Annotated in this window: 20 protein-coding genes; 8 read left to right on the forward strand and 12 right to left on the reverse strand. The window is 68.6% G+C overall.

Going from position 1 to position 22,527, the window contains the following annotated elements; all coding sequences use genetic code 11:
• Nucleotides 1–510 precede the first annotated feature (510 nt).
• Nucleotides 511–1,587 (forward strand): tyrosine-type recombinase/integrase, encoded by a 1,077-nt coding sequence (locus tag Ani05nite_RS25610; RefSeq protein WP_203772313.1) that lies wholly within the window; start codon nt 511–513, stop codon nt 1,585–1,587.
• Here Ani05nite_RS25610 and Ani05nite_RS25615 read toward each other — a convergent pair.
• The 6 genes from Ani05nite_RS25615 to Ani05nite_RS25640 all read right to left on the reverse strand — a co-directional run bounded on the left by Ani05nite_RS25615 (nt 1,581) and on the right by Ani05nite_RS25640 (nt 6,519).
• Nucleotides 1,581–1,934: a COG4705 family protein gene (locus tag Ani05nite_RS25615; protein WP_203772315.1), complete on the reverse strand. Its 354-nt coding sequence runs from the start codon at nt 1,932–1,934 to the stop codon at nt 1,581–1,583. The two genes, Ani05nite_RS25610 and Ani05nite_RS25615, sit on opposite strands and share 7 nt — an antisense overlap.
• Before the next feature lie 323 nt (nt 1,935–2,257).
• Complete coding sequence (gene efeO / locus Ani05nite_RS25620; RefSeq protein ID WP_203772317.1) at nt 2,258–3,397, reverse strand: iron uptake system protein EfeO; 1,140 nt, start codon at nt 3,395–3,397, stop codon at nt 2,258–2,260.
• 260 nt (nt 3,398–3,657) lie between these two features.
• Nucleotides 3,658–4,770, reverse strand: coding sequence for a hypothetical protein (locus tag Ani05nite_RS25625; protein ID WP_203772318.1), 1,113 nt, complete (start codon nt 4,768–4,770; stop codon nt 3,658–3,660).
• 104 nt (nt 4,771–4,874) lie between these two features.
• Nucleotides 4,875–5,024: a hypothetical protein gene (locus Ani05nite_RS25630; protein WP_203772320.1), complete on the reverse strand. Its 150-nt coding sequence runs from the start codon at nt 5,022–5,024 to the stop codon at nt 4,875–4,877.
• Nucleotides 5,025–5,080: 56 nt separating this feature from the next.
• Nucleotides 5,081–5,767: a response regulator transcription factor gene (locus Ani05nite_RS25635; RefSeq protein ID WP_203772652.1), complete on the reverse strand. Its 687-nt coding sequence runs from the start codon at nt 5,765–5,767 to the stop codon at nt 5,081–5,083.
• Between the two features lie 62 nt (nt 5,768–5,829).
• A complete protein-coding gene (locus Ani05nite_RS25640) occupies nt 5,830–6,519 on the reverse strand; it encodes an HAD-IB family phosphatase (protein WP_203772322.1) in 690 nt (229 codons plus the stop codon).
• A 112-nt stretch (nt 6,520–6,631) separates the two neighbouring features.
• On the opposite strand from Ani05nite_RS25640, the gene Ani05nite_RS25645 reads away from it, so the two are divergent.
• Both Ani05nite_RS25645 and Ani05nite_RS25650 read left to right on the forward strand, forming a co-directional pair.
• A complete protein-coding gene (locus Ani05nite_RS25645) occupies nt 6,632–8,020 on the forward strand; it encodes a sensor histidine kinase (RefSeq protein ID WP_203772324.1) in 1,389 nt (462 codons plus the stop codon).
• 127 nt (nt 8,021–8,147) lie between these two features.
• The gene (locus tag Ani05nite_RS25650) at nt 8,148–9,038 is read left to right on the forward strand and encodes a COG4705 family protein (protein WP_239130621.1); all 891 of its coding nucleotides are present in this window, start codon (nt 8,148–8,150) and stop codon (nt 9,036–9,038) included.
• On the opposite strand, the gene Ani05nite_RS25655 is transcribed toward Ani05nite_RS25650, so the two are convergent.
• Nucleotides 8,963–9,595 carry a hypothetical protein gene (locus Ani05nite_RS25655; protein ID WP_203772326.1) on the reverse strand — a complete coding sequence of 211 codons (633 nt, stop codon included), beginning with the start codon at nt 9,593–9,595 and terminating at the stop codon, nt 8,963–8,965. The genes Ani05nite_RS25650 and Ani05nite_RS25655 overlap by 76 nt on opposite strands.
• A 228-nt stretch (nt 9,596–9,823) precedes the next feature.
• On the opposite strand from Ani05nite_RS25655, the gene Ani05nite_RS25660 reads away from it, so the two are divergent.
• Both Ani05nite_RS25660 and Ani05nite_RS25665 read left to right on the forward strand, forming a co-directional pair.
• On the forward strand, nt 9,824–10,453 hold the full coding sequence (locus tag Ani05nite_RS25660; protein WP_203772328.1) for a DedA family protein: 630 nt from the start codon (nt 9,824–9,826) through the stop codon (nt 10,451–10,453).
• An 85-nt stretch (nt 10,454–10,538) separates the two neighbouring features.
• Complete coding sequence (locus tag Ani05nite_RS25665; protein WP_203772330.1) at nt 10,539–11,417, forward strand: alkaline phosphatase family protein; 879 nt, start codon at nt 10,539–10,541, stop codon at nt 11,415–11,417.
• Between the two features lie 8 nt (nt 11,418–11,425).
• Here Ani05nite_RS25665 and Ani05nite_RS25670 read toward each other — a convergent pair whose 3' ends face one another.
• Both Ani05nite_RS25670 and Ani05nite_RS25675 read right to left on the reverse strand, forming a co-directional pair.
• Nucleotides 11,426–12,307 (reverse strand): M48 family metalloprotease, encoded by an 882-nt coding sequence (locus Ani05nite_RS25670; RefSeq protein ID WP_203772332.1) that lies wholly within the window; start codon nt 12,305–12,307, stop codon nt 11,426–11,428.
• Entirely contained in the window at nt 12,304–12,666 is a 363-nt protein-coding gene (locus tag Ani05nite_RS25675) for a BlaI/MecI/CopY family transcriptional regulator (protein WP_203772334.1), read from the reverse strand. The genes Ani05nite_RS25670 and Ani05nite_RS25675 overlap by 4 nt, the downstream gene beginning before the upstream one ends.
• 67 nt (nt 12,667–12,733) lie before the next feature.
• Here Ani05nite_RS25675 and Ani05nite_RS25680 point away from each other — a divergent pair, with 67 nt between their 5' ends.
• Nucleotides 12,734–13,393, forward strand: a complete 660-nt coding sequence (locus tag Ani05nite_RS25680; protein ID WP_203772335.1) for a phosphatase PAP2 family protein — start codon at nt 12,734–12,736, stop codon at nt 13,391–13,393.
• Between the two features lie 19 nt (nt 13,394–13,412).
• On the opposite strand, the gene efeU is transcribed toward Ani05nite_RS25680, so the two are convergent.
• Complete coding sequence (efeU, locus tag Ani05nite_RS25685; RefSeq protein ID WP_203772337.1) at nt 13,413–14,276, reverse strand: iron uptake transporter permease EfeU; 864 nt, start codon at nt 14,274–14,276, stop codon at nt 13,413–13,415.
• An 80-nt stretch (nt 14,277–14,356) separates the two neighbouring features.
• On the opposite strand from efeU, the gene Ani05nite_RS25690 reads away from it, so the two are divergent.
• On the forward strand, nt 14,357–15,100 hold the full coding sequence (locus tag Ani05nite_RS25690) for an ABC transporter permease (protein ID WP_239130623.1): 744 nt from the start codon (nt 14,357–14,359) through the stop codon (nt 15,098–15,100).
• 533 nt (nt 15,101–15,633) lie between these two features.
• Here Ani05nite_RS25690 and Ani05nite_RS25695 read toward each other — a convergent pair.
• On the reverse strand, nt 15,634–16,911 hold the full coding sequence (locus Ani05nite_RS25695) for a COG4705 family protein (protein ID WP_239130624.1): 1,278 nt from the start codon (nt 16,909–16,911) through the stop codon (nt 15,634–15,636).
• 1,478 nt (nt 16,912–18,389) lie between these two features.
• Complete coding sequence (locus tag Ani05nite_RS25700; protein WP_239130625.1) at nt 18,390–20,048, reverse strand: S8 family serine peptidase; 1,659 nt, start codon at nt 20,046–20,048, stop codon at nt 18,390–18,392.
• A 391-nt stretch (nt 20,049–20,439) separates the two neighbouring features.
• Between Ani05nite_RS25700 and Ani05nite_RS25705 the strand changes: the two genes are divergently transcribed.
• On the forward strand, nt 20,440–22,299 hold the full coding sequence (locus Ani05nite_RS25705; RefSeq protein ID WP_203772341.1) for a PDDEXK family nuclease: 1,860 nt from the start codon (nt 20,440–20,442) through the stop codon (nt 22,297–22,299).
• Nucleotides 22,300–22,527 lie beyond the last annotated feature (228 nt).

A 22,527-nucleotide genomic window follows, 5' to 3' on the forward strand; every position in this document is an offset into this window, starting at 1 on the left:
CCCCCCCCCCCCCCCCCTGGGGGTCAAGGGGTCGCAGGTTCAAATCCTGTCAGCCCGACTTTGTAAAAGGCCAGCTTAGCTGGCCTTTTTCATTTACCGACTTAACTCTCCGGCGCCTAGCGTGACACTCGATTTTGCCCGTACGCTCGTACGGCTTGTTCTTTCGGCCCCGCGTTCGCTGGCTGCGAGTTGATCAGCGGCGGGGCTACGTGCAAAGCGTTGATCGTTTGGTATGCCCCTGACCAGGTAAGACGCATCTTGGTGCGCTGACTGCGGACGTGACTGGATCATGTCGCCCGGCGTGCGGCGTTGCCGTCCATCGTGGATGGCCGTGACACCTGTGTGACACGAACGCTCGTACGGTGATCTTCGCTCGTTTGGTCGGTGTCCGTGCCCCGATCGAGGGACATGCGCTGCCGGACCTGTTGCCTTGGGGTGCGGAACCCTCCTTCATGGGAGGCGAAGGCTCCTCTCATGGGGGAGCCGTGTGGCGGGATCGAGGTGTGGGTCATGTTCGTACCCGAGGCGATCGTGCAGGATCAGGTGACAGGGCTGTTCGGGTTTCGGCTGGAGCTGGGACGTGATGACAGCGGGATCAGGCGACAGGCGCGACGGACCGGCTTCGTCCATGAGAAGGCGGCGCTGGCGGAGTTCGAGCGGCTGTGCCGGCAGCGTGATGCGCTGCATCGGCAGCCGCGGTTGAGTGATCCGGTCCGGGAGATCTGCCAGGGGTGGGTGCTTGCCCGTCAGCAAGAGCTTGAGCCCAACACGGTGTACGGCTACCTGTGGTTATTCGGTTTGATCTTCCCGTACGTGGGTGGTGTGCGGGCGTCGCGGCTCAGCGCTCGGATGGTCGAGCGCGCCTACCGGGAGTTGGAGACTGTCGGCTACTCGCGCAGCACGTTGCGGACCTTGCATCTGATTCTGGACAAGGCGTTCCGGGAGCAGGTCGGCATAAATCTGGGCGTTCACAAGCCGCGGGAGAGCGATGATGAGCGGCCGGTCTGGACGCTCGCGGAAGCGCAGCGGTTCAGCGATCATGTTCGGGGTGATCGGTTGTACCCGATGTGGCGGCTGCTGATGGTCGCGGGTCTACGGCGTGGTGAGCTGTGCGGCTTGAGGTACGGCGATTTAGAACCGGACCAGGGCGCATTGAAGGTGCGCCGCCAGATCGTTGTCGAGGATCCGGGTAGCCGTGTCCGGGTGAAGCCGCCGAAGTCGCCGAACGGTTTTCGCACGCTGATCCTGGACGACGACACCCTTAAGGGCTTGACCCGCGGAGCGACGTCGGGCCGGGCGTCGCGGTACTTGTTCACCGGCCGTACGGGACGGCATCTGCGGCCGGACAACGTCACCGGCCGGTTCAACCAGATCGCTGTCGCGGCTGGCGTCCGGCCACTCGGCCCGCACCAAATCCGGCATCTGATCGCGTCGAACCTGCTCGACGCCGGGTTCGGCATTCATGAGGTTGCGGAACGGCTGGGTCACGACCCGGCCACCCTGATGCGCTACTACACCCGGGTCAGCGCCACACGTCGCCTGCAAGCCACCAACCACATCGCCGACCTCCTCATAGCGGGTCACTGACTCGGCAAGGCGACTGAGCGCGAACCCGCGGTCACCGTGTGGATCGACAGGGTGCCCTCGGTGCGGTACCAGAGCCAGAGAATCGCGGCGAGCGCGACCGCGAAAGCAGCTGTGGAGACCGCGTACGGGATGCCGAGCGCGACGTGCAGCACGTCGGCGGCCATCGTGCCGAAAATGCTGACCATCACCACCGCGAACCAGTAGATGCCCGCCCGGTGGCGGGCTGCCCAGAGCTGTGCGGCCAACGCGGCGGCGAGCCCGGCCGCGCCGATGCCGACCGCCACCGGTGGTGCGAGAGTGTGCGCCAGGAAGTCCGAAGCGGTCTCGCCCATCCCGGTGGTGAGCACCTTGATGATCCAAAAAGCGCCGTCACCTGCGGCACCTTCACCAGCCCGGTGGCACGCAGATGCCCGGCACGTACATCAGTTGCCATCCGGGAATGTTCGCCGCCGGGCCCTGAAGATCGGCTGAACGACCGCGTCGCCGTTCTCCGCAACGCTTGGCCGGATACCCCACGAAGTCTCATCGTGCCGGCAGGTCGTGGGGGCCCTTGGGAAAGGTCGAACGAGCGATGAACGTATAGAGGGAAAGGCACCGGTGACCGATGCCGATACCTGTCGACGGCATGGTGAGGCGAACACCGCGGTCAGCGGCCCTCAGTCTCCGCCGGCTACCTCGTGGCCAGGGCAGCGGCGACCTTGCTGACCGGCTCGGCGAGCGCGTTGACCGCGTCCGACAGACCCTTCAGGTCGGTCTGGCTCAGCTCGCTGTGCAGTTTCCAGCCGTTGCCGGAGCGGTACTTCGTCAGCGCCGCGTCGACGTTGGCGAACTCGGTGTCCAGAGTCTTGACCAAGGCCGGGTTGCGTTTTTCCAGCACCGGGCGAAGCGCGGCTATCGCGGCCTGGCAGCCTTCGATGTTGGCGTTGAAGTCCCACAGGTCGGTGTGCGAGTAGCGGTCCTCCTCGCCGGTGATCTTGCCGCTGGCGACCTCGTCCAGTAGCCCCTTCGCGCCGTTGGCCAGTTGCAGCGCGGTGAGCTGCTCGGCGTTCGACTTCCGCACGATCTCCTTGACGTCGGTGAGTAGTTGGTCAGCGATCGGGCCGTCCTTGCTCAGGTCCGGCTTCGGGGCCCACAGGTCTTTCTCGAGGCGGTGGAAGCCGCCGAAGGTCTGGCCGTCCGGTGCGGCGTCCTCGCGTCCGTCGATGCGTGGGTCGAGGTCACCGAAGACGGAGGCCACCGGTTCGATGCGCTCCCAGTAGGTGCGCGCGATCGGGTACAACTGTTTGGCTCGGGCGATGTCGCCGGCTTTGACGGCGGCGACGAACTCGCTGGTCTTCGTCTGCAGGGCGGCGGTCTGGCTCTTGACGTACCGGGTGTAGACGGTGGTGGCGTCCTTGAGCGCGGCGTCGTCGGCGAGCGGAGCGGCGGAGCCGGACACGGTGATCGGGTTCCGGATACCTTGGCCGATCATGCCGGGCTTGCAGGCGATCTCGTAGGACCCGGCGGGCAGATCGACATGCAACTCGCGCGACAACCCGGGGGCGATGTTCTCGATCTCGCCCAGCACCCGGTCGCCAGGCCCGTAGATGTAGAACTCGTTGACCTTCGTGCCGCTGTTGGTGATCGAGAAGATGCTGGTGCCGGCATCCAGGGTGCTTGTGGCGATCTCGCAGAGCGTGTCGGTCGCCGTGACCGTGATGGGATCGCCGGCCGTAGCGGTGCCGGCGGAGTCGTCGGAGCCGCACCCCGCAAGGGACACGCCGAGCGAGCCGGCCGTCACGAGAGCGAGCACCCGGTAGGTAGCGCGCATGATCTTCCGTTCTCGAATGAAGTTCTACAAGTTGTAGGTGACGGTAAGGCATGCCTCACCTAAGCGTCCAGGAGGGGTCCGCTCTCTGACGGAACACTGAGCGAAATCGCGCCGGCTCTCACCGTTCGGCGGCAACCTAAGCAGGACGGAAGGGACCACGTGCGCGTACTGGACCGCAAGGAACGGCTAAGGGCAGCGGCACCGACGCGCTGACCGGCGGCCGGGCGAACGGCAGCAGCCCGGCCGCCCGCCCTGGGGCGTCAGGGTGCTGACGGCGGGGTGTAAGCCGGGATGTTCGCCGCGATCAGGTGCTGCTCGAAGGTGAAAACGTTCGGGTCGTGGGCGTCCACAGTCAGGCTGACCCAGTGGTTCTGGGCTTCGCCGAAGGTGGTGACGCGGGTGAAGTTCTCCACCACGTTGGGCCCGGCCAACCCGGCGGCGTTGACCGTCGCGTAGTCGGTGAGCGGCTTGGTCGTCTCGAAGCTGTGCGAATCACCGTTGACCAGCGCGACCCGCCCGGCGAACGCCGTGGTCTGACGGAACAGTTCGGCCTTGGTGTCGGCGTAGTGGGTGAGCACGGCGCTGGGGTCCCACATGTCGGCCTGCGTGACGATCAGGACGCCCTTGGAGTGGGCGGCCTTGGCGGCGGCGAATCCGGTCCGCAGCCAGGCGAGGTTGGCGGCGTTGCGGGCCGCGTACTCGGCTTGGCCCTCGGCGGCGGGGCCGTTCTTGGCGCCGTCGGCGAAGTTGTTGTCGCTGCCGGGGATGTTGAGGGCGAGGTAGGTGACCGGGCCCTTGGCGAAGCGGACGTTCTCGGGGTAGGCGGCGCTCTGCCGGATCACGGTCATCTTGTGCCGGCCCAGGCTGCGGTTGTCGGGGTAGGACAGTTTGCGCAGGTAGGCGAGCCGGTCGCTGGAGTCCGACACCAGGCCGCCGAGGGTGCTGGGCCGGTCGCAGTCGGTCCATTCGTTGTCGCCGGGGGTGTAGATCACTGGGGCGTCGAGTCGGGCGAACAGGCTCAGCGTGGACTTGTAGACGTCGGGGTGGGTGGCGTCGGCGACGGCTTTGTCCGGGGTCGGGTTCGCCGGGTCCTCGGGGTGCGGGTCGGCGTAGCAGGGTTCGCTGCCGTTCTTGGTGTCGCCGTCGAAGAGTGAGAATGCCAGGTGTGCGGCGTTCATGTCGGCGATCACGGCGGGGTAGTGGGCGCGGCCGTAGTCGCCGTAGGGCATGTCACCGAACAGGCCGACGGTGTAGGAGGACCGGTGGCGGTCGTCGCGGTCGGCGCTGGCCGCCGTCGGTGCGGTGAGGGCTACGACGGCGCCGAGGGTCACGGTGATCCCGGCGGCAAGGCTGACGACAGGGTGCGGGCGCATGAGTCTCCTCGCGTGGTGGACGTTGCCCAGGACCTTCGGTACCACCCATGGCCGGCCGGTTACAGCCCGGTAACGCCCATCCCAATACTCCTACAACTTGTAGGTCAAAGGTGAAGGCCGGCGGTCATCGGTACGGCTGTCGCCGCGCAGCCCAGTGGGGTCAGGCCCAGCAGGTCTTCGCTGGTGCGCAGGGTCGAGCAGTGGTCGTATGCCCGGGTGTCCACGACGTGGCCGGTGGTGGGGGACAGGACCACCGTGGGGATGTGGTTGTCGGTGTCGGAGCCCTCTTGGTAAGAGAACGCTGACCCGGTCAGCCGCCTTCCGGGGCGAGGCGGTAGCCAGAGCCGCGTACGGTCTCGATGGCCGCGCGGCCGAACGGGTGGTCGATCTTCTTGCGCAGATAGCCGATGTAGACCTCGACGATGTTCGGGTCGCCGGCGAAGTGGGCGTCCCAGACGTTCTCCAGGATCGCCGTCTTGGTCATCGCCTGCCCGGCGTGGCGCAGCAGGAACTCCAGCATCGCGAACTCGCGCGGGGTGACCGCGATCGGCGTGTCCCGGCGGGCGACCCGCCGCGCCGCCGGGTCGAGCGACAGGTCACCGGCCCGCAGCACCGCCGGCCGCTCCGGCGCGCCCCGCCGCACCAGCGCGCGCAGCCGGGCGATCAGCACCACGAACGAGAACGGCTTGATCAGGTAGTCGTCGGCGCCGAGATCGAACGCGTCGGCCTGGTCGTACTCCCCGTCCTTGGCGGTGAGCATCAGCACCGGGGTCCAGATGCCGCGCCCGCGCAGTTCGCGGCAGATCTCGTAGCCGTTGCGGCCGGGCAGCATGATGTCGAGCATCAGCACGTCGTAGGCGCCATGCGGTTGTTCGGTGGCACTCCACAGCCCGTCGATGCCGTTGTGGGCCAGGTCGACGGTGAAGCCTTCCGCCGCCAGCCCGTCACGGATGGTTTCGGCCAACTCCACCTCGTCCTCAACGACGAGCACCCGCATGGCGACCTCCTGTTCCCTGTCAGCCTGAACCATCGCGGCTGAGGATGCGCTGGACTCGCCGCTCACGCGTCGGTCATCGCGTTGAGGTGCCGCAGCGGGCGCACCTGGATGGCGATGTCGGCGAGGTCGAGCAGGTCACGGTCGGCGGGCAGATTGCCGTACGCCCAGAGCAGGCCCGCTGGCCGCTCGATCGTGTGGGCCAGCACTCGCCGAGCCCGTTCGGCGCCGCGGCGGTCGCCGCCGCTGATCCGCCCGGTGAGCCGGCCGTTCACCGATGCCATCCGCGTGGCGATCACGGTGTCGGCACCCAGCAGTGTGCCGAGGTGGCCCACGTAGACCTCCGGCGACGACGAGACGATGACCAGCCGGTGACCGTGGTGGCGGTGCCACTGCCACCGACGCAGACAATCCGCCCGCAGGCGGTGAGCGAACAGGTCCTCGGCATGCCGGCGAGCGACCACGTCCACCTCCGCGGTCACTCGCGCCCCGAGCAACTGTTGAAGCAGCCGTGCCCTCGGGCCGTCGTGGCCGGAGCGGGCGAGGCGGCGGCCGGTGGCAACGGCGACCGCCCGGCCCACCTGTATCGGCCCGCAGACCTGGCGCAGAAACGGCAGCAGGGTGTCGCGGCGGATGAGAGTGCCGTCGAGGTTCCACACGACGACTGCTTGGTGCTGTCGTCGTCCAGGAGGCTCGGGGGCAGCAGGCCGCAACACGCGCGGCGCCTCGACGATGGTCAGGGGACGGGTGCTCACGACGATCGGCCTCCTCTTCGACTGCCGGCGAACCTGCACGCCAGGTCCTGAAGAGCGGCTGAACGCCGATCTTTCAGCGATCTTTCAGTGCCGCGGTCGTTACGGTGACGGCATGCGGGAACTGGCGGTGGTGCGGCGCCTCAAGCGCCGGCTGGGCGTACGGCTGCGCTCAGCCCTGGCCGCCGCGGTCGTAGTGGTCGTGGCGTCGCTGCTGTGCGGTGGCGTGCTCCTCGTCACGGCACGCAGAGTCCTGCTGAACACCATCACCGCCGCCGCCACGGACCGGGCCACCCAGGTCGTCACCGCCCTGCGCGGCGGTGACGACCTCACCGCGCTGTTACGACCGTCGGCCCCCGAACGCACAGTGGTCCAGGTCGTCGACACCGCCGGCGGGGTCGCGGCCGCCTCGGAAGCGCTCGCCGGACAGGCGCCGATCTCCGCGCTGCGGCCGGCCGCCGGCCGGCGGCTGACCGAGCAACAGCGGTTGACGTTCGCACACAACGACCTGTTCGAGGTCGTCGCGGTCGGGGTGAACACGGCCGCCGGATTGCAGACGGTGCTGGTGGGATCGTCGCTGGACACCTTCGACGACGGCACCGAGGCGGTCATCGCGGCGATGCTGGTCGGGTTGCCGCTGCTCGCGGTCGTCGTCGGCGCGGCGACGTTCTTCTTCGTCGGACGCACTCTGCACCCGGTCGAGGACATGCGCGCCCAGGCGGCGTCGATCACGTCCCGCAACCTGCACACGCGGCTGCCCGTCCCGGCCGCCGACGACGAGGTCGCCGCGCTGGCCTCCACGATGAACACGATGTTGGACCGGATCGAGGCCGCGTCCGCGGCGCAGCGCCGCTTCGTCGCCGACGCCAGCCACGAACTGCGCAGCCCCCTAGCAACCGTGCAGGCCAACGCCGACCTCCTCGACGGCGCCGGCCTCGACGAGGCGCCGGCCCGGTCGGTGGCCCGGATCCGCCGCGAGAGCGCCCGGATGGCCCGCCTGGTCGAGGACCTGCTGCTGCTGGCCCGCGTGGACGACGACGGGCTGCGGGTACGCCGCGAGGACGTCGACCTGGACGACCTGGCCTACGCCGAACGCGAACGGATCGCTGTGCAGCATCCACGGCTGACCGTCCGCGCGGATATTGAGCCGGTGCGGGTGACCGGCGACGCGGATGCCTTGCAACGGGTCCTGCGCAACCTGGTCGACAACGCGGCCCGGCACGCCGCCGGCACGGTCACCCTGACCGTACGCGTGGTCGACGGTGCGGCCGAAGTGCGCGTGAGCAACGACGGCCCGCCCATCCCGGAGGACGACCGGGAGCGGATCTTCGACCGTTTCGTGCGGCTGGACGACAGCCGGTCGCGGGCAGCCGGTGGCACCGGTCTAGGCCTGCCGATCGCCCGCGACATCGTCACCGCCCACGGCGGCGCGCTCACCGTCGACGACCTTGATGTGGGCGCTGCCATGCGGATCAGTCTGCCGCTGCCCGGCGGCAACGACTGAGCGCCGCCGAGGTCACGACGGGCCATTCAGCCGTCTCTTATCGGACATTCCGTACGTTGGTGGCGTTTGCCGTCGTCGATCGGAGTGTGTCTTGAGGTATCAGCCGGAAGTCTTCACCGAAGCCGACGTGGCCGGCGCGGGCCGCGTCTTGCTGAAGAAGCTGCCCGAGGTGACCCTGGCCTTCTGGGTCATGAAGATCGCCGCGACCACGCTCGGCGAAACCGCTGGCGACCTGTTCGCGCAGACCCTGAAGCTGGGCTACTTCCTGACGACCCTGGCGTTGTTCGCCGTGTTCGTGGTGACCCTGGTGGTGCAGTTGCGGTCGCGGCGGTACAACCCGTTCTTCTACTGGACGGTGATCCTGTCGACCAGCATGGCCGGGACCACGATGTCGGACTTCATGAACCGCGACACCAGCTACCTGGCGGCCGGCACGGACGCGCTCGGCTGGGGACCGCAGGGATTGGGTCTGGGCTATCCCGTCGGAGCGGCCATCCTGGTCTCCCTGCTGATCGTGATCTTCGTGGTGTGGCGGGTCTCGGGTTTGACCTTCGCGATCACCGACATCGACACGTTCCGTGGCGAGGCCTTGTTCTGGGCGGCAATCCTGGTGTCCAACACCCTCGGCACGTCGGTGGGTGATTTCCTGTCCGACAGTTCGGGGCTCGGCTACGCCGGGGGAGCGCTGCTGGTCACCGCGGTGCTCGCGGTGCTGCTCGGTCTCAAGTACGTGCCGGCGGTACCGAATGTGGTGCTCTTCTGGCTCGCGTTCGTGCTGACCCGCCCGTTGGGTGCGACGGCCGGCGACTTTCTCACCAAGCCGGTGGCCAAGGGCGGTCTCGATCTGGGCACGCTCGGGTCGTCGGTGGTGCTGCTCACCGTGCTGTTCGCCCTGATGGTGTTCGCGCACATCCGGGAACGCCGCAGTCGCGACCTCACCGGCTACAGCAGGGCTACCGTCGGGTCTTCCGAGGCGCCGTCACCGATCGACTCGATGGAACAGAATCGCCATCTCTGATCGGTGCCGCGGTTCAGGGTGATTTCGAGGTCGGTCGGAGGAAGCGCCGGAAAGGTGTTGATCTGCTGGCCGTGACGGCTCATGACGGGTTCGGCCGGCCGGCTCGCGCTGACGTACAGGACCATCTCGCTGACGCCGGCAGCGACCGGGGAGGGACTGGTGAAGGCGCCGAAGACCACCGGGCTCGGCGTCACCGTGGCCTGGCTGCCGAGCAGACCGGACATCTGCTCACCAAGTTGGTTCGCGGTGCTGCAGCCGGGCACGGCCACTGCCGCGATGGTGGCAGGGTTGGGGTTCGCCAGCGACCACTGGCCGTAGGCCGAGAGGGAAGCGAGGATCGCCGGCCACGCGGTACCGGTGTTTCTCAAGACCGGTGCCACCGTCTTCGCTTTCGGGGGCGCGAGGGTGATGACCCGGGCCGGGGTCGCGGACGCCGGTGATGCCGGGGCTGCCGGGCCGCGGGCCGAGACCGTGGCCGAGGAGGTGGCGCACCCCCCGGCGAGCATCAGGACCGCGCTCAGCGCGCCGGTCACCGCCGTTGCCGATCTGATGCGCATGGCCCGTCCCCGTTCTCGTCGTTCCCCGTCTTGGTCGAACGTCAGAATCGGCGGCTGCGGGCCTGACCTGACGGATCGCCGGAGGCGCGAGAGCGGACGGCTCTCACCGATTTCTCAGGATCGCCGGACTACCGTGACGGCAGCACCACGAGTCCTACTAGTTGTAGGTTTCGTTGCCGCCGAGGCGGGCAAACCTCGAGTTTCCCTCGATCTGAGAGGCATGCCTCCATGCCGTCATTCCTCGACCCGCAGCATCTGATCTCCACGTTCGGGCTGATCGGCATCCTCGCGATCGTCTTCGCCGAGTCCGGGCTGCTGATCGGGTTCTTCCTGCCCGGCGACTCGCTGCTGTTCACCACCGGGCTGCTGGTCGCCGACGGTACCTACCTGCACCAGCCGTTGTGGCTGATCTGCCTGCTGGTCTCGATCGCGGCCGTGCTCGGCGACCAGTTCGGCTACCTGTTCGGCCGCCGGTTCGGCCCGGCCCTGTTCCGTCGGCCCGACTCAAGATTGTTCAAGCAGGAAAACCTGACCCGCGCTCGGGGCTTCTTCGAGCGCTACGGCGCCCGTTCGATCGTCCTGGCCCGGTTCGTGCCGATCGTGCGGACCTTCACCCCGATCGTCGCCGGCGCCAGCCACATGCACTACCGGACCTTCCTGATCTACAACGTGATCGGCGGCATGCTGTGGTCCTGTGGCGTCACCACCCTCGGGTACTTCCTGGGCCAGGTGGCCTTTGTGCGCTCCAACATCGAACTCATCCTGATCGGCATCGTTGTCGTGTCGGTCGTCCCGGTGGCCGTGGAACTGCTGCGGGCGCGGCGCCGTTCCCGCAGCGCGCAGGCCGAACAACACTGACCGCTCCAGCGTGTCTGTCCTCGAATCGGACCAAATCCTACAAAATGTAGGAGTTGGGAAGACGGGGACAGGACGAGGGAGTTTCATGACTCAATTCCGACGGACCGGTGCGGCCGTAGCCGCCGTCCTGCTGCTCGGCAGCATGACGTTGGCCGAACGGCAGACGCAGGCCCGGCCGGTGGCGGTCCTCAGGGCCGCGACCAGGCCGGATCATGTGCTGATCGTGGTGCTGGAGAACAAGCGGTACGACGCGGTCATCGGCCACCGCAAGGCTCCATGGGTCAACGAACTGGCCGCGGGCGGTGCGAACCTCACCCACTTCTACGCCGAGACCCATCCCAGCCAGCCCAACTACCTGGCGTTGTTCTCCGGCTCGACCCAGGGCGTACGGGACAACAAGTGCCCGCACAACCTCGGCGCCCGGCCGAACCTGGGCCGCCAGCTGATCGACGCCGGCTACAGCTTCACCGGCTACTCCGAGGACCTGCCCCGGCCCGGCTGGCGTGGCTGCACGCACGGCGGGCACGGGGGATACGTGCGCCGGCACGTCCCGTGGGTCAACTTCAGCAACGTCCCGGCGAGCGCAAGCCAGCCGTACACGGCATTTCCGCGCGACTACCGCAAGCTGCCGACGGTGGCGTTCGTCATCCCGAACCTCTGCCACGACATGCACGACTGCCCCAAGGCCAACGCCGACGCCTGGCTGCGCAAAGAGTTCGCCCGTTACGTGGCCTGGGCGAAGACTCACAACAGCCTGTTCGTCCTCACCTTCGACGAGGACAACCAGACTGACGGCAACCACATCCCGACGGTCGTGGCCGGCGCCGGCATCAAACCGAGCCGGTATCCGGCCCGCGCCACTCATTACGGCTTGCTGCGCACCCTGCAGGACATGTACGGGCTGCGCCCGACCGGACTGTCCGCCGGGGCGGCCCCGCTGCGCGGCGTCCGGGTGGGTCGCTGACCCTGCGGTCAGAGCCAAGCGCGGGCCAGCGCGACGAACTCGGCCGTCGCCACGGCGGTGGCGCCCAGGCATCCGGCGACAAGCAGGGACGGCCCGAGCAGGCGGCCCCGCCTCGGTTCGGGCGACGGGGCGATCAGCGCGCGTACCCGGTTCACGACTGCGCCGCCGTGCATGCCGAGTGCGGCCTTCGGGCCGGGGCCGACCGTCGCGAGGGCGGCCCGGGCCACTGCCTTCGCGGTCAGCTCCCGGTCGCCGACGACCGCGGCGGCGTCCTCGTCGGCCCAACGCTCGACCAGGTAGGCGACTGTCGTGCGGACCGGGATGAGCAGCGGGTTCAATGCGGCCGCGGCCCCGGTCAGGGCGACTAGGCGGTGGTGGCGATGAGCCAGGTGGGCGTGCTCGTGGGCGAACAGCACCCGGCGTTCGTCGGTGTCGAGCAGCCGCAGGATGCCGCTGGTCACCAGCAGGTGCCCCGGGCGGCCGGGCACCGCGACGGCGAGTGGCGCCGACCAGTCGGCCACCACCAGGCCGTCCTGCGGGGTGCCGGCGGCCCGTAGCCGGCGATGGGTGCTGGTGCGCAGGTGGATGTCGCGGACCAGCCGGACGGCGCCCCAGGCCAGAAGCAGGGCGGCGATCAGCGCGACCGGTCCCGGCACCGGCTCGGGCAACTCCAGCGTCGGATGGTCGTCGAGGGCGGACAGCGGTGGCAGGTCGTCGAGCAAGGTCAGCGCCAGCAGGACCAGTGACCAGGTCGAGGACACTGCCGCGACGAAAGCGGACCCGGTGAGCCCGCGGGCGATCAGTCCGGGCGTGCCGCGGGCCGCGAGCCAGCCGGCGGTCAACGTCAGCGGCAACGCCAGCAACAGCGGTAGGTAGATCGCGACGTTCACGGCTGTAGCAGCCTGCGGAGCGTGGCGGCGTCGTCCTCGTCCAGCGAGGCGGCGAACTGCTGCAGGACGGCGTGCCGGTCCACCGGGTCGGCCAGAGCGGCCCGCATGCGTTTCGCAGCTGTGGTGGCAGCGTCCTCGACCGGCCAGTACACGTGCCCGCGGCCGGCCTTGCGCCGGTTCACGAGGTTCTTCTCGTGCAGGCGGATCAGGATGGTCTGCACGGTGTTGTAGGCGAGATCACCGCCGATCGCGCTCTGCACGTCGGCTGCCGTCAACGGCTCGCTGCGGCCCCAGAGTAGGCCCATGACCTCGGACTCCAAGGAGCCGCGAGCCCGCCGGCCGGCCGGTGTATTTCCCATCTCGAGACCTCCGTGGCCATGCTATCCGTTCAGCAGGCCTACAGGTTGTAGGAGATAACGTCGGGGAGTGATTCTCCGCCCGCTCGAACTGCATCGGACCGACAGAGCCGCGCTCACGATCGCCGGCCTGGCCGCCCTCATCTTTGTTCTGCTGACCGTGACGGTGCTGGGCCACCTGGGTGCGCTGGAACGTGCCGACGCGGTGATCAGCGGCTCGGCGCACCGATTCGCGCTGGCGCATCCGCTCTGGCAGTCGGCGATGTCCGCGATCACCCGGACGGGCAGCACGACGTACATCGGCCCGGTGGCCGCGGTGGCGTGCCTGGCGCTGCTGCGATGGCGCCGCTGGCGGCAGGCCGTCTTCGTCGCGGTGGCCATCCCGATGACCGTCGAGGTCCGGGTGCTGATCATGAAAGCAGTGGCCCGCCCGCGTCCGGTCGAATGGCTCACCTCGGCCTCGGGCTGGTCCTTCCCGTCCGGTCACAGCACGGCTGCCGCCGCCGCGGCGCTGATCGCGGTCCTGGTCGGGTGGCCGCTACTGCACCGGCGCCGGGACCGCCTGATCCTGGTCGGCATCGCCGGTGCCTGGGCGGCCGCCGTCGGGGTCAGCCGGGTGGCGCTGACGGTGCACTGGCCCACCGACGTACTCGGCGCGTGGCTGCTGGTCGCGGTCGTCGTCCCGGTGATCGCTGCCGGCTGTGGTGCGCTCCCGGGTCCGGCGAAGTGAGCTCGGACCCAGCCCTGGGTCAGGCCGGTTCCGGACGGTCGCTCGTGACTGGCGCGGCAACGACCGGCGAGCGCCGGGCGGGGAGGAAGAACAGAATCAACACCCCGACCGCGTACGCCGTCCAGACGGCGATTTCGAGCACCGTGGCACTGGGAGTGAGGTTCACGGTTGCGGCCAGCAGCGTGCCGTACCAGGATGTCGGCTCGACGGTCGTGGACAGGTCATAGGCGACGTCCGTGCCGCCGGGCAGCGCTCCCGCGGTCTGGAAGCCGTGCACCGCGTATTTGGCGATGCCCGCGGCGACCAGGATCAGCAGCACTGCGGTCCAGGTGAACAACCGCCCCAGGTTGACCTTGGCCACCGCCGCGTACATCAGCCAGCCGAGCAGGACCGCGGAGGCCACCCCGGAGATCACGCCGGCCAGGGGTGCGGCGGTCTGGGCGACGGCCTGGGCGGAGGCGAAGACGAGCAGCACCATCTCGACGCCCTCGCGGATCACCGCGACGAACGCCAGCGCGGCGATCGCGGCCGGGCCCATCCCGAGCGCGTCGGCGAGTCGTCCGGTCAGGTCGGCCTTGATGGTGCGGGCGCTGCGCCGCATCCAGAAGATCATCCAGGTCACCAGCCCGACGGCGATCAACGAGGTGACCGCCTCGAACCACTCCAGCCGCACCCCGGACAGCAGCGAGGTGGCGACCCAGGTCAGGATCGCGCCGAGGCCTGCCGCGGCCACCACGGCCAAGCCGACGCCGGTCCACAGTGGAACCAGCGCGTCGCGGCGTTGGGACCGGCTGACCACGGTGAGCAGGATCGTGACGACCAGGGCGGCTTCGAGGCCGTCGCGGAGCCCGATGAGATAGCTGGCGAAGAAGGCGGTGCTCACGCTGGTACCCCTTGGTGTTTAGCCTTACCTAACTTCGGCCTAAGCTCCTACAGGTTGTGGGAGATGTCAAGGGGGACGCTGTGAGCCGGAGCGCGATCACTGTCGGGCCGAGCTTCGCCGTCGTGCTGGCCGTCCTGGTCGTGTTGACCGCAGCGGTCGCCCTGGTCGGCCGGCTGGGTGTGAGCCGGGCCGTGGTCACCGCGGCGGTCCGGGCGGTCGTGCAGCTCGGCGCCGTCTCCCTGCTGATCGCCGCGGTGCTGCGCAGCTGGTGGGCCACCGCGGCGTTCGTGGCGGTGATGCTCGCGGTTGCCACCGCCACCTCCGCACGGCGGGTCACCACGCTGCGCCGGGGCTGGCCGGTGGCCGCGCCGATCACGATCGGCGCGCTGCCGGTCGGCGCTGGGATCGTCGCGGCGCACACCATGCCGTGGACCACCGTCGCGGTTCTGCCGATCGCCGGGATCCTGATCGGCGGTGCGATGACCGCCACCTCGCTGTCCGGCCGACGAGCGCTCGATGAGCTGCGCGACCGCCACGGCGAGTACGAGGCGGCCCTCGCCCTGGGCTTCCTGCCCCGCGACGCCGCGCTCGAGGTATGCCGGCCCACCGCCGGACAGGCGCTCGTCCCGGCGCTGGACCAGACCCGTACCGTCGGCCTGGTCACCCTGCCGGGAGCATTCGTCGGGGTGCTGCTCGGCGGCGGCACACCAGTGCAGGCGGGCGCCACCCAGCTGCTCGTGCTGGTCGCTCTGTTGGCGGTGGAGGCGATCGCGGTCGCGGTGACTGTGGAACTGGTCGCGGCGGGCATGCTGCGCCGCGACTGACGATCAGCCGCTTCATCGGGTCATCAGGCCGATGGCCCGCGCGACACTGAACATGGTGAGGGCGCTGAACCCGACGATGCCTGCCAACACGGGGATCGAGCTCACGTGGGGGTCACCGCTGACGACCGACCCCATGCAGTCTCGGAAGCTGGAGGACAGCGGCAGCACGAGCAGTCCCGCGACCGCGAGGGCGCACAGCACTTGCCGTTGCGGTGGCGGAGCTACTGGTCGTGCCGCGACGATCAGGACGGACCCGTGGCGAGGCAGCAGGCGAAGAAGCCGTGGATCAGGGCGCTCATGGTCGGTTTCTCGGAGTCCGAAGGAAGATGCGGCGTCCGCCGCGACCCGCCGCCCCGGCCGTGGCCGGCGTTGCGTTCACCGTCCCCAGCGCGCTGGCCCCAGCTCTGGGGTGGCCAGCTTGCCGTCGGTGATGTGCCGCACTCCGGGTGAACCCGGCCGTCGCACCGGCCAAGGTCGACAACCCGGCCGGCACTCGACGCTGTTTCGCCATGGTCGGCCGGGTCGATGGGGAATCAGACGCCGTCGAATTGATCGAGTGTCGCCTTGAGTGCGGCGAGGTTGGCCGCGCAGTCGGCCTGGCGCGGACTGCCGGCCCGCAATGAGGTCAGGACGGCGTCGATCTCGTCGTCGAGCCGGTGCCACTTGCCCGAGTCGCGGGGCTTGAGGCCGGCTTCCGCGTCGTCCCAGCTCACCTCGAGGTCCTTGGCACGCTTTTTGCCACCGGCCAGATCGTTGTTGGTGACCATGGTCTGCAGATCGGTGGTGATGGTCGCGAAGGCGGTCAGGTTGCCGAGGCGGGTAGTGGGTTTCGGCAGCCGCGCGACCGCTGGTGCCGTGCCGTTGCCGACGCCAGGCGTGGCGACCGGTCCGCCGGCGACCGCGCTGACGCCGTCGGTGCTGGTCGGGTTCGCGTGCAGACTGCTCAGGCCCACGCCGACAGCTGCGATCAGGACGGCGCCGGCAGCAGCCCACACGACGTCGGCCCGTCGCCCACCGATCGGCCCGTCGCCCTTGACCGCCACCCCGTGCCGGTGGGCGAGGATCTGCTCGCGGGCGACCAACACGATGATCACGGCGAAGAACAGCAGGCTGGTGGTGCTCGGGCCCAAATCGAGGCCGCCGAAGTCCTTGGCCTGGGTCAGCAGGTCACCCAGCGACGCGCCGAGCGGGCGGGTGAGGATGTAGGCGATCCAGAAGGTCAGTACCTGCCCGGCGCCTGCCTTGAACGCGATCCAGGTGAGCAGGATCAGGCCGCCGAAGATCAGTGCGCCGTTGCGGAAGCCGAGGCCGAGGGCCTCGGTGGCCAGGTCACCGGCGGCGGTGCCGAGCGCGAAGGTCGTCAGGATCGCGCCCCAGTAGAAGCCCTCCCGGCGCGGAGTGTCGACCGAGGTGATCGCCAGTGTGTGCTCCTGGCGGTACCAGAGAATGAAGACGGCGGCCAGGATCACCGCGAAGACGGCGGTGCTCAGATAGAGGCTGACGCCGAGGGTGTCGGTGAAGAAGTCGGTGATCTGGGTGCCGACGATGCTGACCAGCACCACACACAGCCAGTAGATCCACGGCGTGTACTGACGTGTCCGCAGTTGCAGGACGAGGGCGACGGCGAGCACCGTGATCATCAGGGCATCGGTGACCAGCGGGCCCAGGCCCACGTTGACGGCCAGGTAGTCGGCGAAGGTCTCGCCGATGGTCGTGGACAGCACCTTGATGACCCAGAACGTGGCCGTGATCGCCGGGACCTTGGTCAGCCAGTCACGCGTACGCGGTGCCGCAATGGTGTTGTACGCCATGGTTTCCCTGTCAGCTCGACCAGCCACCTGCAGTGGCCGGGGTGACCATCACGATGACCAGCAATCGCTGAGACAACGCTGAAGACGAGGCAGCGGGCCATCCGTGACAATTGTGTACGAACATGCTGCTGGTAGGTGCAGGATGGGCTGAGCTGTTCACGGATTCGGCCGCCGATACGTCATCGCAGTGGGTCGGGCCGCTGCTGAGGAGATCCCCGCCGTGGTGCGGCCACGTTCGGCTCGGCGGTCGTAGCGGGTGCAGAGCCGTCGGACGTAGTACAGCCGAGAGGAGTTCCTTTCGACTGCCCAGCGCGGTGTGCCCAGATCGGCGCCGTCCCAGACACGACCACGGTCACAGCGCACTCGGCCCCCGACAGAATGGGGATTCCGCTGGTGAGCGAACCCGGCCACGGTCGCTGTCGTCGTTCGTGTGGCCATGATCCGGCAGCGACCGAAGCGTTCCGCCGGGCAGCCCATGGTCGCCCACGTTAAGTCGGAGGTTCTCCGGCTCTCAGGACGAGGTCTCGCGCGGAGGCGTGAATTCTGCGGTGCTGCTAACGGCCCAGAGTGTCGGAGACCTCATGAGCGGCTGACCGTCACGCCCTCAGCAGTCGCGCTCGACGTACTCCACGCCTAACGTGGGCGTGTGGACGGGGCGGGAGATGTCGAGTGTGCTCGGTGCGGCGGCCCGGTGATCGTCACCGCCGAGTCGAAGCACCCATGCGGCGTGGTCGCCCAGCACGGCCGGTGCGCTGACTGCGGCCGCACGCTACGGCGGCTGTTGGACGATCGGCGGATACCCATGGACGACGCCCGAGGGCAATGGATCAATGCGAACGCGGGCGTCGGACACGCGGTGCCCCGGGCAATCAGCGTTACGGATCGAGTGACACGGCAAAACCGTCGACCGGCCACGCGAACGGACCCCACCCGACCACGGAACTGACGCGTTGGAGACCACCGGGTGGTACCGGTCGGCGCCTGTAGTAGACGGTCTTGGTGACATCTGTGCAGAGCCGGGGTGACCAAGCGCGACCCGGCAGCGACGCGATCAGATTGTCGACCCGGGCGAAGCCCATACTCGTGGTGACCACGTCGTCGTGCGGGGGTCCCGACCACGTGCGGCTCGTCGCGTTCCTCCAGGCGGAACGCTGCCGTCGCGGGACTGATGGTCGAGGTCGCGTTCACCGCGGCTGGCCTCGATCAGATGCTGCCCGTGCCCGACTTCTCGCAGGCAGTCGTCAGCACGCAGGGCGAGAACGAGCGCGCCGCGTCGCTGAAACCGGATGCTCACCCCAGCGCGACAGCGAGTACCGGGCCAATAGCACCGCCGCCGCGATGAGTGAAGCACTTGTCAGGGATCAAGCGACGAGACGTCGCAGACCGGCAGGTGCGGTCCTTGCCGCTGGGTCGAATGACGGTGGGACAACGGTGGGACCGGACTGCCACACCGGTGGCGCGCAGCCCGGCCGTCTCCACTACTGCCACGGTTCTCCGGTCCAGCCGGCGGAGGACCAGCTGCGGCCGCTCCAGGACCTGCCGAGCCACGTCTCGGACGACCAACTGCGCCCGTTCCACACCGCGCTGGACCAGCTCCGGCCGGTCCAGGTGCTACCGGACCAGGAACGTCCGCTCCAGGTCACCGGCGCCCAGGACTGCTGGCCGACCACGGCGGCGCCCCAGGCGGTGCCGGTCCAGGCCGATCCGTTCCAGGAGCCACCGGTCCAGCTGCGCTGGGCCTTGGACTGGGCGGTCCACGTCGCCGGGACCCAGGCCTTGCCGAAGATGTCCGTTTCTCCGGCCAGGGCAGCGCCGGTGGCGGAGTCGTAGACGTGCGCTGAGCCGCGGGAGGCTTCCAGGGTGCCCAGGCCGGTGGCGGGGGTGCCGGTCTGCTGGGTGGTCGGTGTTTTCGTTTTGGCGGCCTTGACGATGTCGATCTGGCCGGCTCCGGCGGCGTACGGGTCACCGTTCTTGATCTGCACAGCCGTGGACATGAGCAGTGCCTTGACCTGGTCGGGGGTCAGGTTGGGTCGCTGTTGCAGCAGCAGCGCTACGGCGCCGGAGACGACGGCGGTGGCCTGGGAGGTGCCGCTGCCGCGGAACAGTCGCTGCTCAGGATCCAGGGTGGTCGCGATCCGGGCGCTCGGGTAGGTGCGGTCGATGTAGGAGCCGGGTGCGCGCAGCGACACGATCGATCGTCCGGCCGCGAGCACGTCGGGGTGCCGTCCGGCGTTACCACGGTTGGTGAACGTGGCGACGGTGTCATCATTTCGGGCGTCGGTGCCCATGGAGTCCGCGGCGCCGACGGCGATGACCTTCGGGTTGGCGGCCGGCATGGTCAAGTTGGCGGCGGTGAAACCGTCGTTGCCGGCCGCGACGACTGCCACGATGCCCTTGGTCCAGGCCTGCTCGACGGCGAACGACAACGGATCCAGTGCGGCCGACTGCACCGAGTCGGTACCGAAGGACAAGTTGAGCACCCGGATGTTCAGCCCGGGATCGTTGCGGTGCGCCACCACCCAGTCGATCGCGGCGATCACCTGGGACACGTCGGTGGCGCCGTCGGCGGTGGCGACCTTCAAGCTGATGATCTTCGCCTCGGGGGCCATGCCGTGCAGACCGCTACCACTGGTCGGGTCGTTACCGGCGATGATGCCGGCCATGTGGGTGCCGTGGCCGTAGGTGTCGAGGTTGCGCATGTTCGCGCTCTGCGACTCGAAGGACAGGTCTGGCCCGTAGATGATCTGGCCTACGTTGTTGAGGCCCTTCACCGGCGCGACCCCTGAGTCGATCAGTGCGACTCCGATGCCGGCGCCGGTGAGGACAGAGCCGGTGGCGGTGACTCCGTCGTCCGGGTTGTCCTTGTCCGCCTTGTCACCGCCGGCCGCTTTGATGACCGGAGCCAGCATGGTGATGCCCACCTGATTGGCCCAGCTGTCCATGCCCTTCATCCGCACGGCGGCATCGCGGGTGACCCGCACCCCGGCAATGGCGGTCAGATCATCCACCGCGGCGCTCGGCATGGCGGCCGAGAACCCTTGAATGAGATCAAGGTCGCTCTTCACCGTGCCGCCGCTGCGCAGTACTGCCTGCTTGGCCGCGCTGATCGCCGTGACCGTGTCGGCGCGTACGACCACCGGGACGATCGTCGCGTCGCTGACCTGCGCCGGGACTGAAACGACTCCACTGGCTGCGGCAGGGGCGGCTGTGGCAATGGGAGCGCCGAGTGCGAGCAGAACTGTCAGCCCGGTGGCCGCGGTTCTGCCTGACGTACTCGCTCGCATGGGTCACTCCTTCGATGACGTCGGTGCACAGCCCGGGGGGTGGGTGTGATCCCGTCGTCGGGTTCTCGGCCGCTTGATCGACCGTGCCGAGCCGGACTTGAGACGTTTCGGCTGCAGGTTTCATCGCGCCGCTCGTGCCCCGCACCGAGCCCTGAAAGCCGCGCGTGCCCCTGCTGATCGAACTCGACGAGGGCATCTACCGCGCCGAAGCCGTTTGTCAGAGGTATCTGCTCTCCTGTACGTCATGGTGCGCATCAACTGGGAACTCGAGTCAGGCGAGAAGATCGAGGAGTTCGTGGCGGCGCTGCTGCTGCTACGCCACCCCGGGCCCGGCAACCGGATCACACCGTCGCGCGGCGACCGTGGCGTCGACGTGCGGCTCGTTCATCCGGACGGGATCGGCTTCTTTCAGGTCAAGCGTTTCTCCGGTCCGCTGACCAGCGCTCAGAAGATGCAGATCCGAAAGTCCTGGGCCACGTTCTGCTCGGAGACCGCACCCCACGCACCGGTCAAGTCATGGACTCTGGTCTGCCCGTGGAATCCCAGCAATGAGGCCCTGGAGTGGCTGGAGAGCCTGACTGCCGATGCGCAGTTCCCGACCGACTGGATGGGCCGCGCCACGCTCGAGACCATGGCCGCCGAGAACCCCGCGCTGGTCGAATTCTACTTCGGCGACGGCGGCGAGCGCCTGCACCGCGCTATCACCAGCGCCTTCCGAGGCGGCGACCACCTGCCCGACGCCGTCGCGGCCGAAGACCTGCTCGACGCGATCACGTCACGCATGATCGCCCTGTCGACCGCCCTCAACGACGTCGACCCGTTCTACCGCTACGAGATCGACCTGCGCGCCGGCCACCTGCGCGACCAGCCGCTCGAGGCCGCCATGCAGGCCCAGACGGACGCGGCATTTATCGAATACCGGCAGGTCACCGAGGACTACTTCCGGGTCATGCGAATCATCCCAAGGAGTCCCGCCGCGCTGCAGCTGCGGCCCATCGGCACCACGATCCGTCTCACCGTGGAAAAGGGATCCCCCGAGCAGGAAGCGATTGAAGCCTTCCGCGACTTCGGAGCGCCCTTCGCCGAGATCCCCGGCACAGTCGCCTCCGTCAACGGGCCGCCAGGCATCCACCCGGCGCCCGGCGACGGCCGCTTCACCGTGATGGCCCTGCCCAGCAATACTGCCGACCTGCCCGACCTCGAACTGCGGCTACTCGACACCAACGGCCGAACGATTCACACCCTGGATCTCGTCGACGTCGAACTCGCCCGCGGCCTCAACGCCGGCGTCTGGTTCTCCGGCCAGGACCGCAGCGGCGCGCTCACCTTCACCATGCTGATGAACGGCCCGGACGGGCAGACTGAGATCCGCGTCGAACCGCAGCCCATCGCCGGGAAAAGCCCCGCCGGCGTACTGCCCGCCGTCCAGTTCAAAGCCGCCATGACCACCGGTACCCAACTACTGCTCGCCGTACGCGGCGGGCCTGCCCTGACCGGAGCCTGGACCCTCGAGGACATCGACCAAGGACCCGGCCCACGCAACGTCGCCCACCTCGTCGAGGCCCTGACCGACATTCAGCGGCACACCATCGCCCGCATCACCATCCCCGACGTCGACACCGCCGATCTCGATGAACTGTCCGCCATCCTCCGCGCAGCCCGGCTCCTACGTGGGGAGCAGATCACGGTGCCCTGGACCGAAGTGACCATGACCCTCGGCACCCCCGAAAATCTCCCACCTGCCGACGCACCCGAGGCCGCCCTGCTGCTCGTCCAACCAATGACGGTCACCATCAATGGGGGGAGTCGTCGAGCTCAACGCCCAACGACGGGTGTTCTACGCCAGTGCCAAACTCGCCGACCCCGCCACCGCGCAGAACGCGCAACCCGGCGACGAAATCCGACTCGTGCCTGCCACCGACAACACCGCCGTCCTCGTCGCCACCACCTCAATCTGAAGCGCGCCGCAGCGCTGAGGCGGGACCCCCTCCCAGCCGCGGCTCATACGAATCTGCCTCGACTTCCGTCGTTGAAGATCGTGTCGGTCAAGAGCGCCGCGAGCTGGGCCTCTCTCCAGAGGATGGAGGCGCCGCACCGGCATTGACTGGGCGGCGCCGACAGCACGTTGCGGGCGGTGCGCGCCATATCTCGGCACCGATCAGTGGATATCGGTGTCCGCCCGGCTCGTGTCGTTCTGCTGACCTCCGCCGCATGTCGGACGAGCGCCGTCGTGGCCCTCTCGAGATGCAATCTTCGACGACTGCCATCGAGACATGTCGCTGAGTCACTGCGCGATGGCGTAGTGTGACTTTGGTCGTTCATTTGCTCGGTG

Origin of the sequence: Actinoplanes nipponensis, from assembly GCF_016862275.1 — a bacterium.
Classification (GTDB): domain Bacteria; phylum Actinomycetota; class Actinomycetes; order Mycobacteriales; family Micromonosporaceae; genus Actinoplanes; species Actinoplanes nipponensis.

Coding starts and splice junctions, on each gene's coding strand:
- Ani05nite_RS25635 (WP_203772652.1), bottom strand. CDS start 5,767: ATGCGGGTGCTCGTCGTTGAGGACGAGGTGGAGTTGGCCGAAACCATC.
- Ani05nite_RS25705 (WP_203772341.1), top strand. CDS start 20,440: ATGGTGCGCATCAACTGGGAACTCGAGTCAGGCGAGAAGATCGAGGAG.
- efeO (WP_203772317.1), bottom strand. CDS start 3,397: ATGCGCGCTACCTACCGGGTGCTCGCTCTCGTGACGGCCGGCTCGCTC.
- Ani05nite_RS25660 (WP_203772328.1), top strand. CDS start 9,824: ATGCCGTCATTCCTCGACCCGCAGCATCTGATCTCCACGTTCGGGCTG.
- Ani05nite_RS25645 (WP_203772324.1), top strand. CDS start 6,632: ATGCGGGAACTGGCGGTGGTGCGGCGCCTCAAGCGCCGGCTGGGCGTA.
- Ani05nite_RS25665 (WP_203772330.1), top strand. CDS start 10,539: ATGACTCAATTCCGACGGACCGGTGCGGCCGTAGCCGCCGTCCTGCTG.
- Ani05nite_RS25695 (WP_239130624.1), bottom strand. CDS start 16,911: ATGGCGTACAACACCATTGCGGCACCGCGTACGCGTGACTGGCTGACC.
- Ani05nite_RS25610 (WP_203772313.1), top strand. CDS start 511: ATGTTCGTACCCGAGGCGATCGTGCAGGATCAGGTGACAGGGCTGTTC.
- Ani05nite_RS25625 (WP_203772318.1), bottom strand. CDS start 4,770: ATGCGCCCGCACCCTGTCGTCAGCCTTGCCGCCGGGATCACCGTGACC.
- Ani05nite_RS25655 (WP_203772326.1), bottom strand. CDS start 9,595: ATGCGCATCAGATCGGCAACGGCGGTGACCGGCGCGCTGAGCGCGGTC.
- Ani05nite_RS25675 (WP_203772334.1), bottom strand. CDS start 12,666: ATGGGAAATACACCGGCCGGCCGGCGGGCTCGCGGCTCCTTGGAGTCC.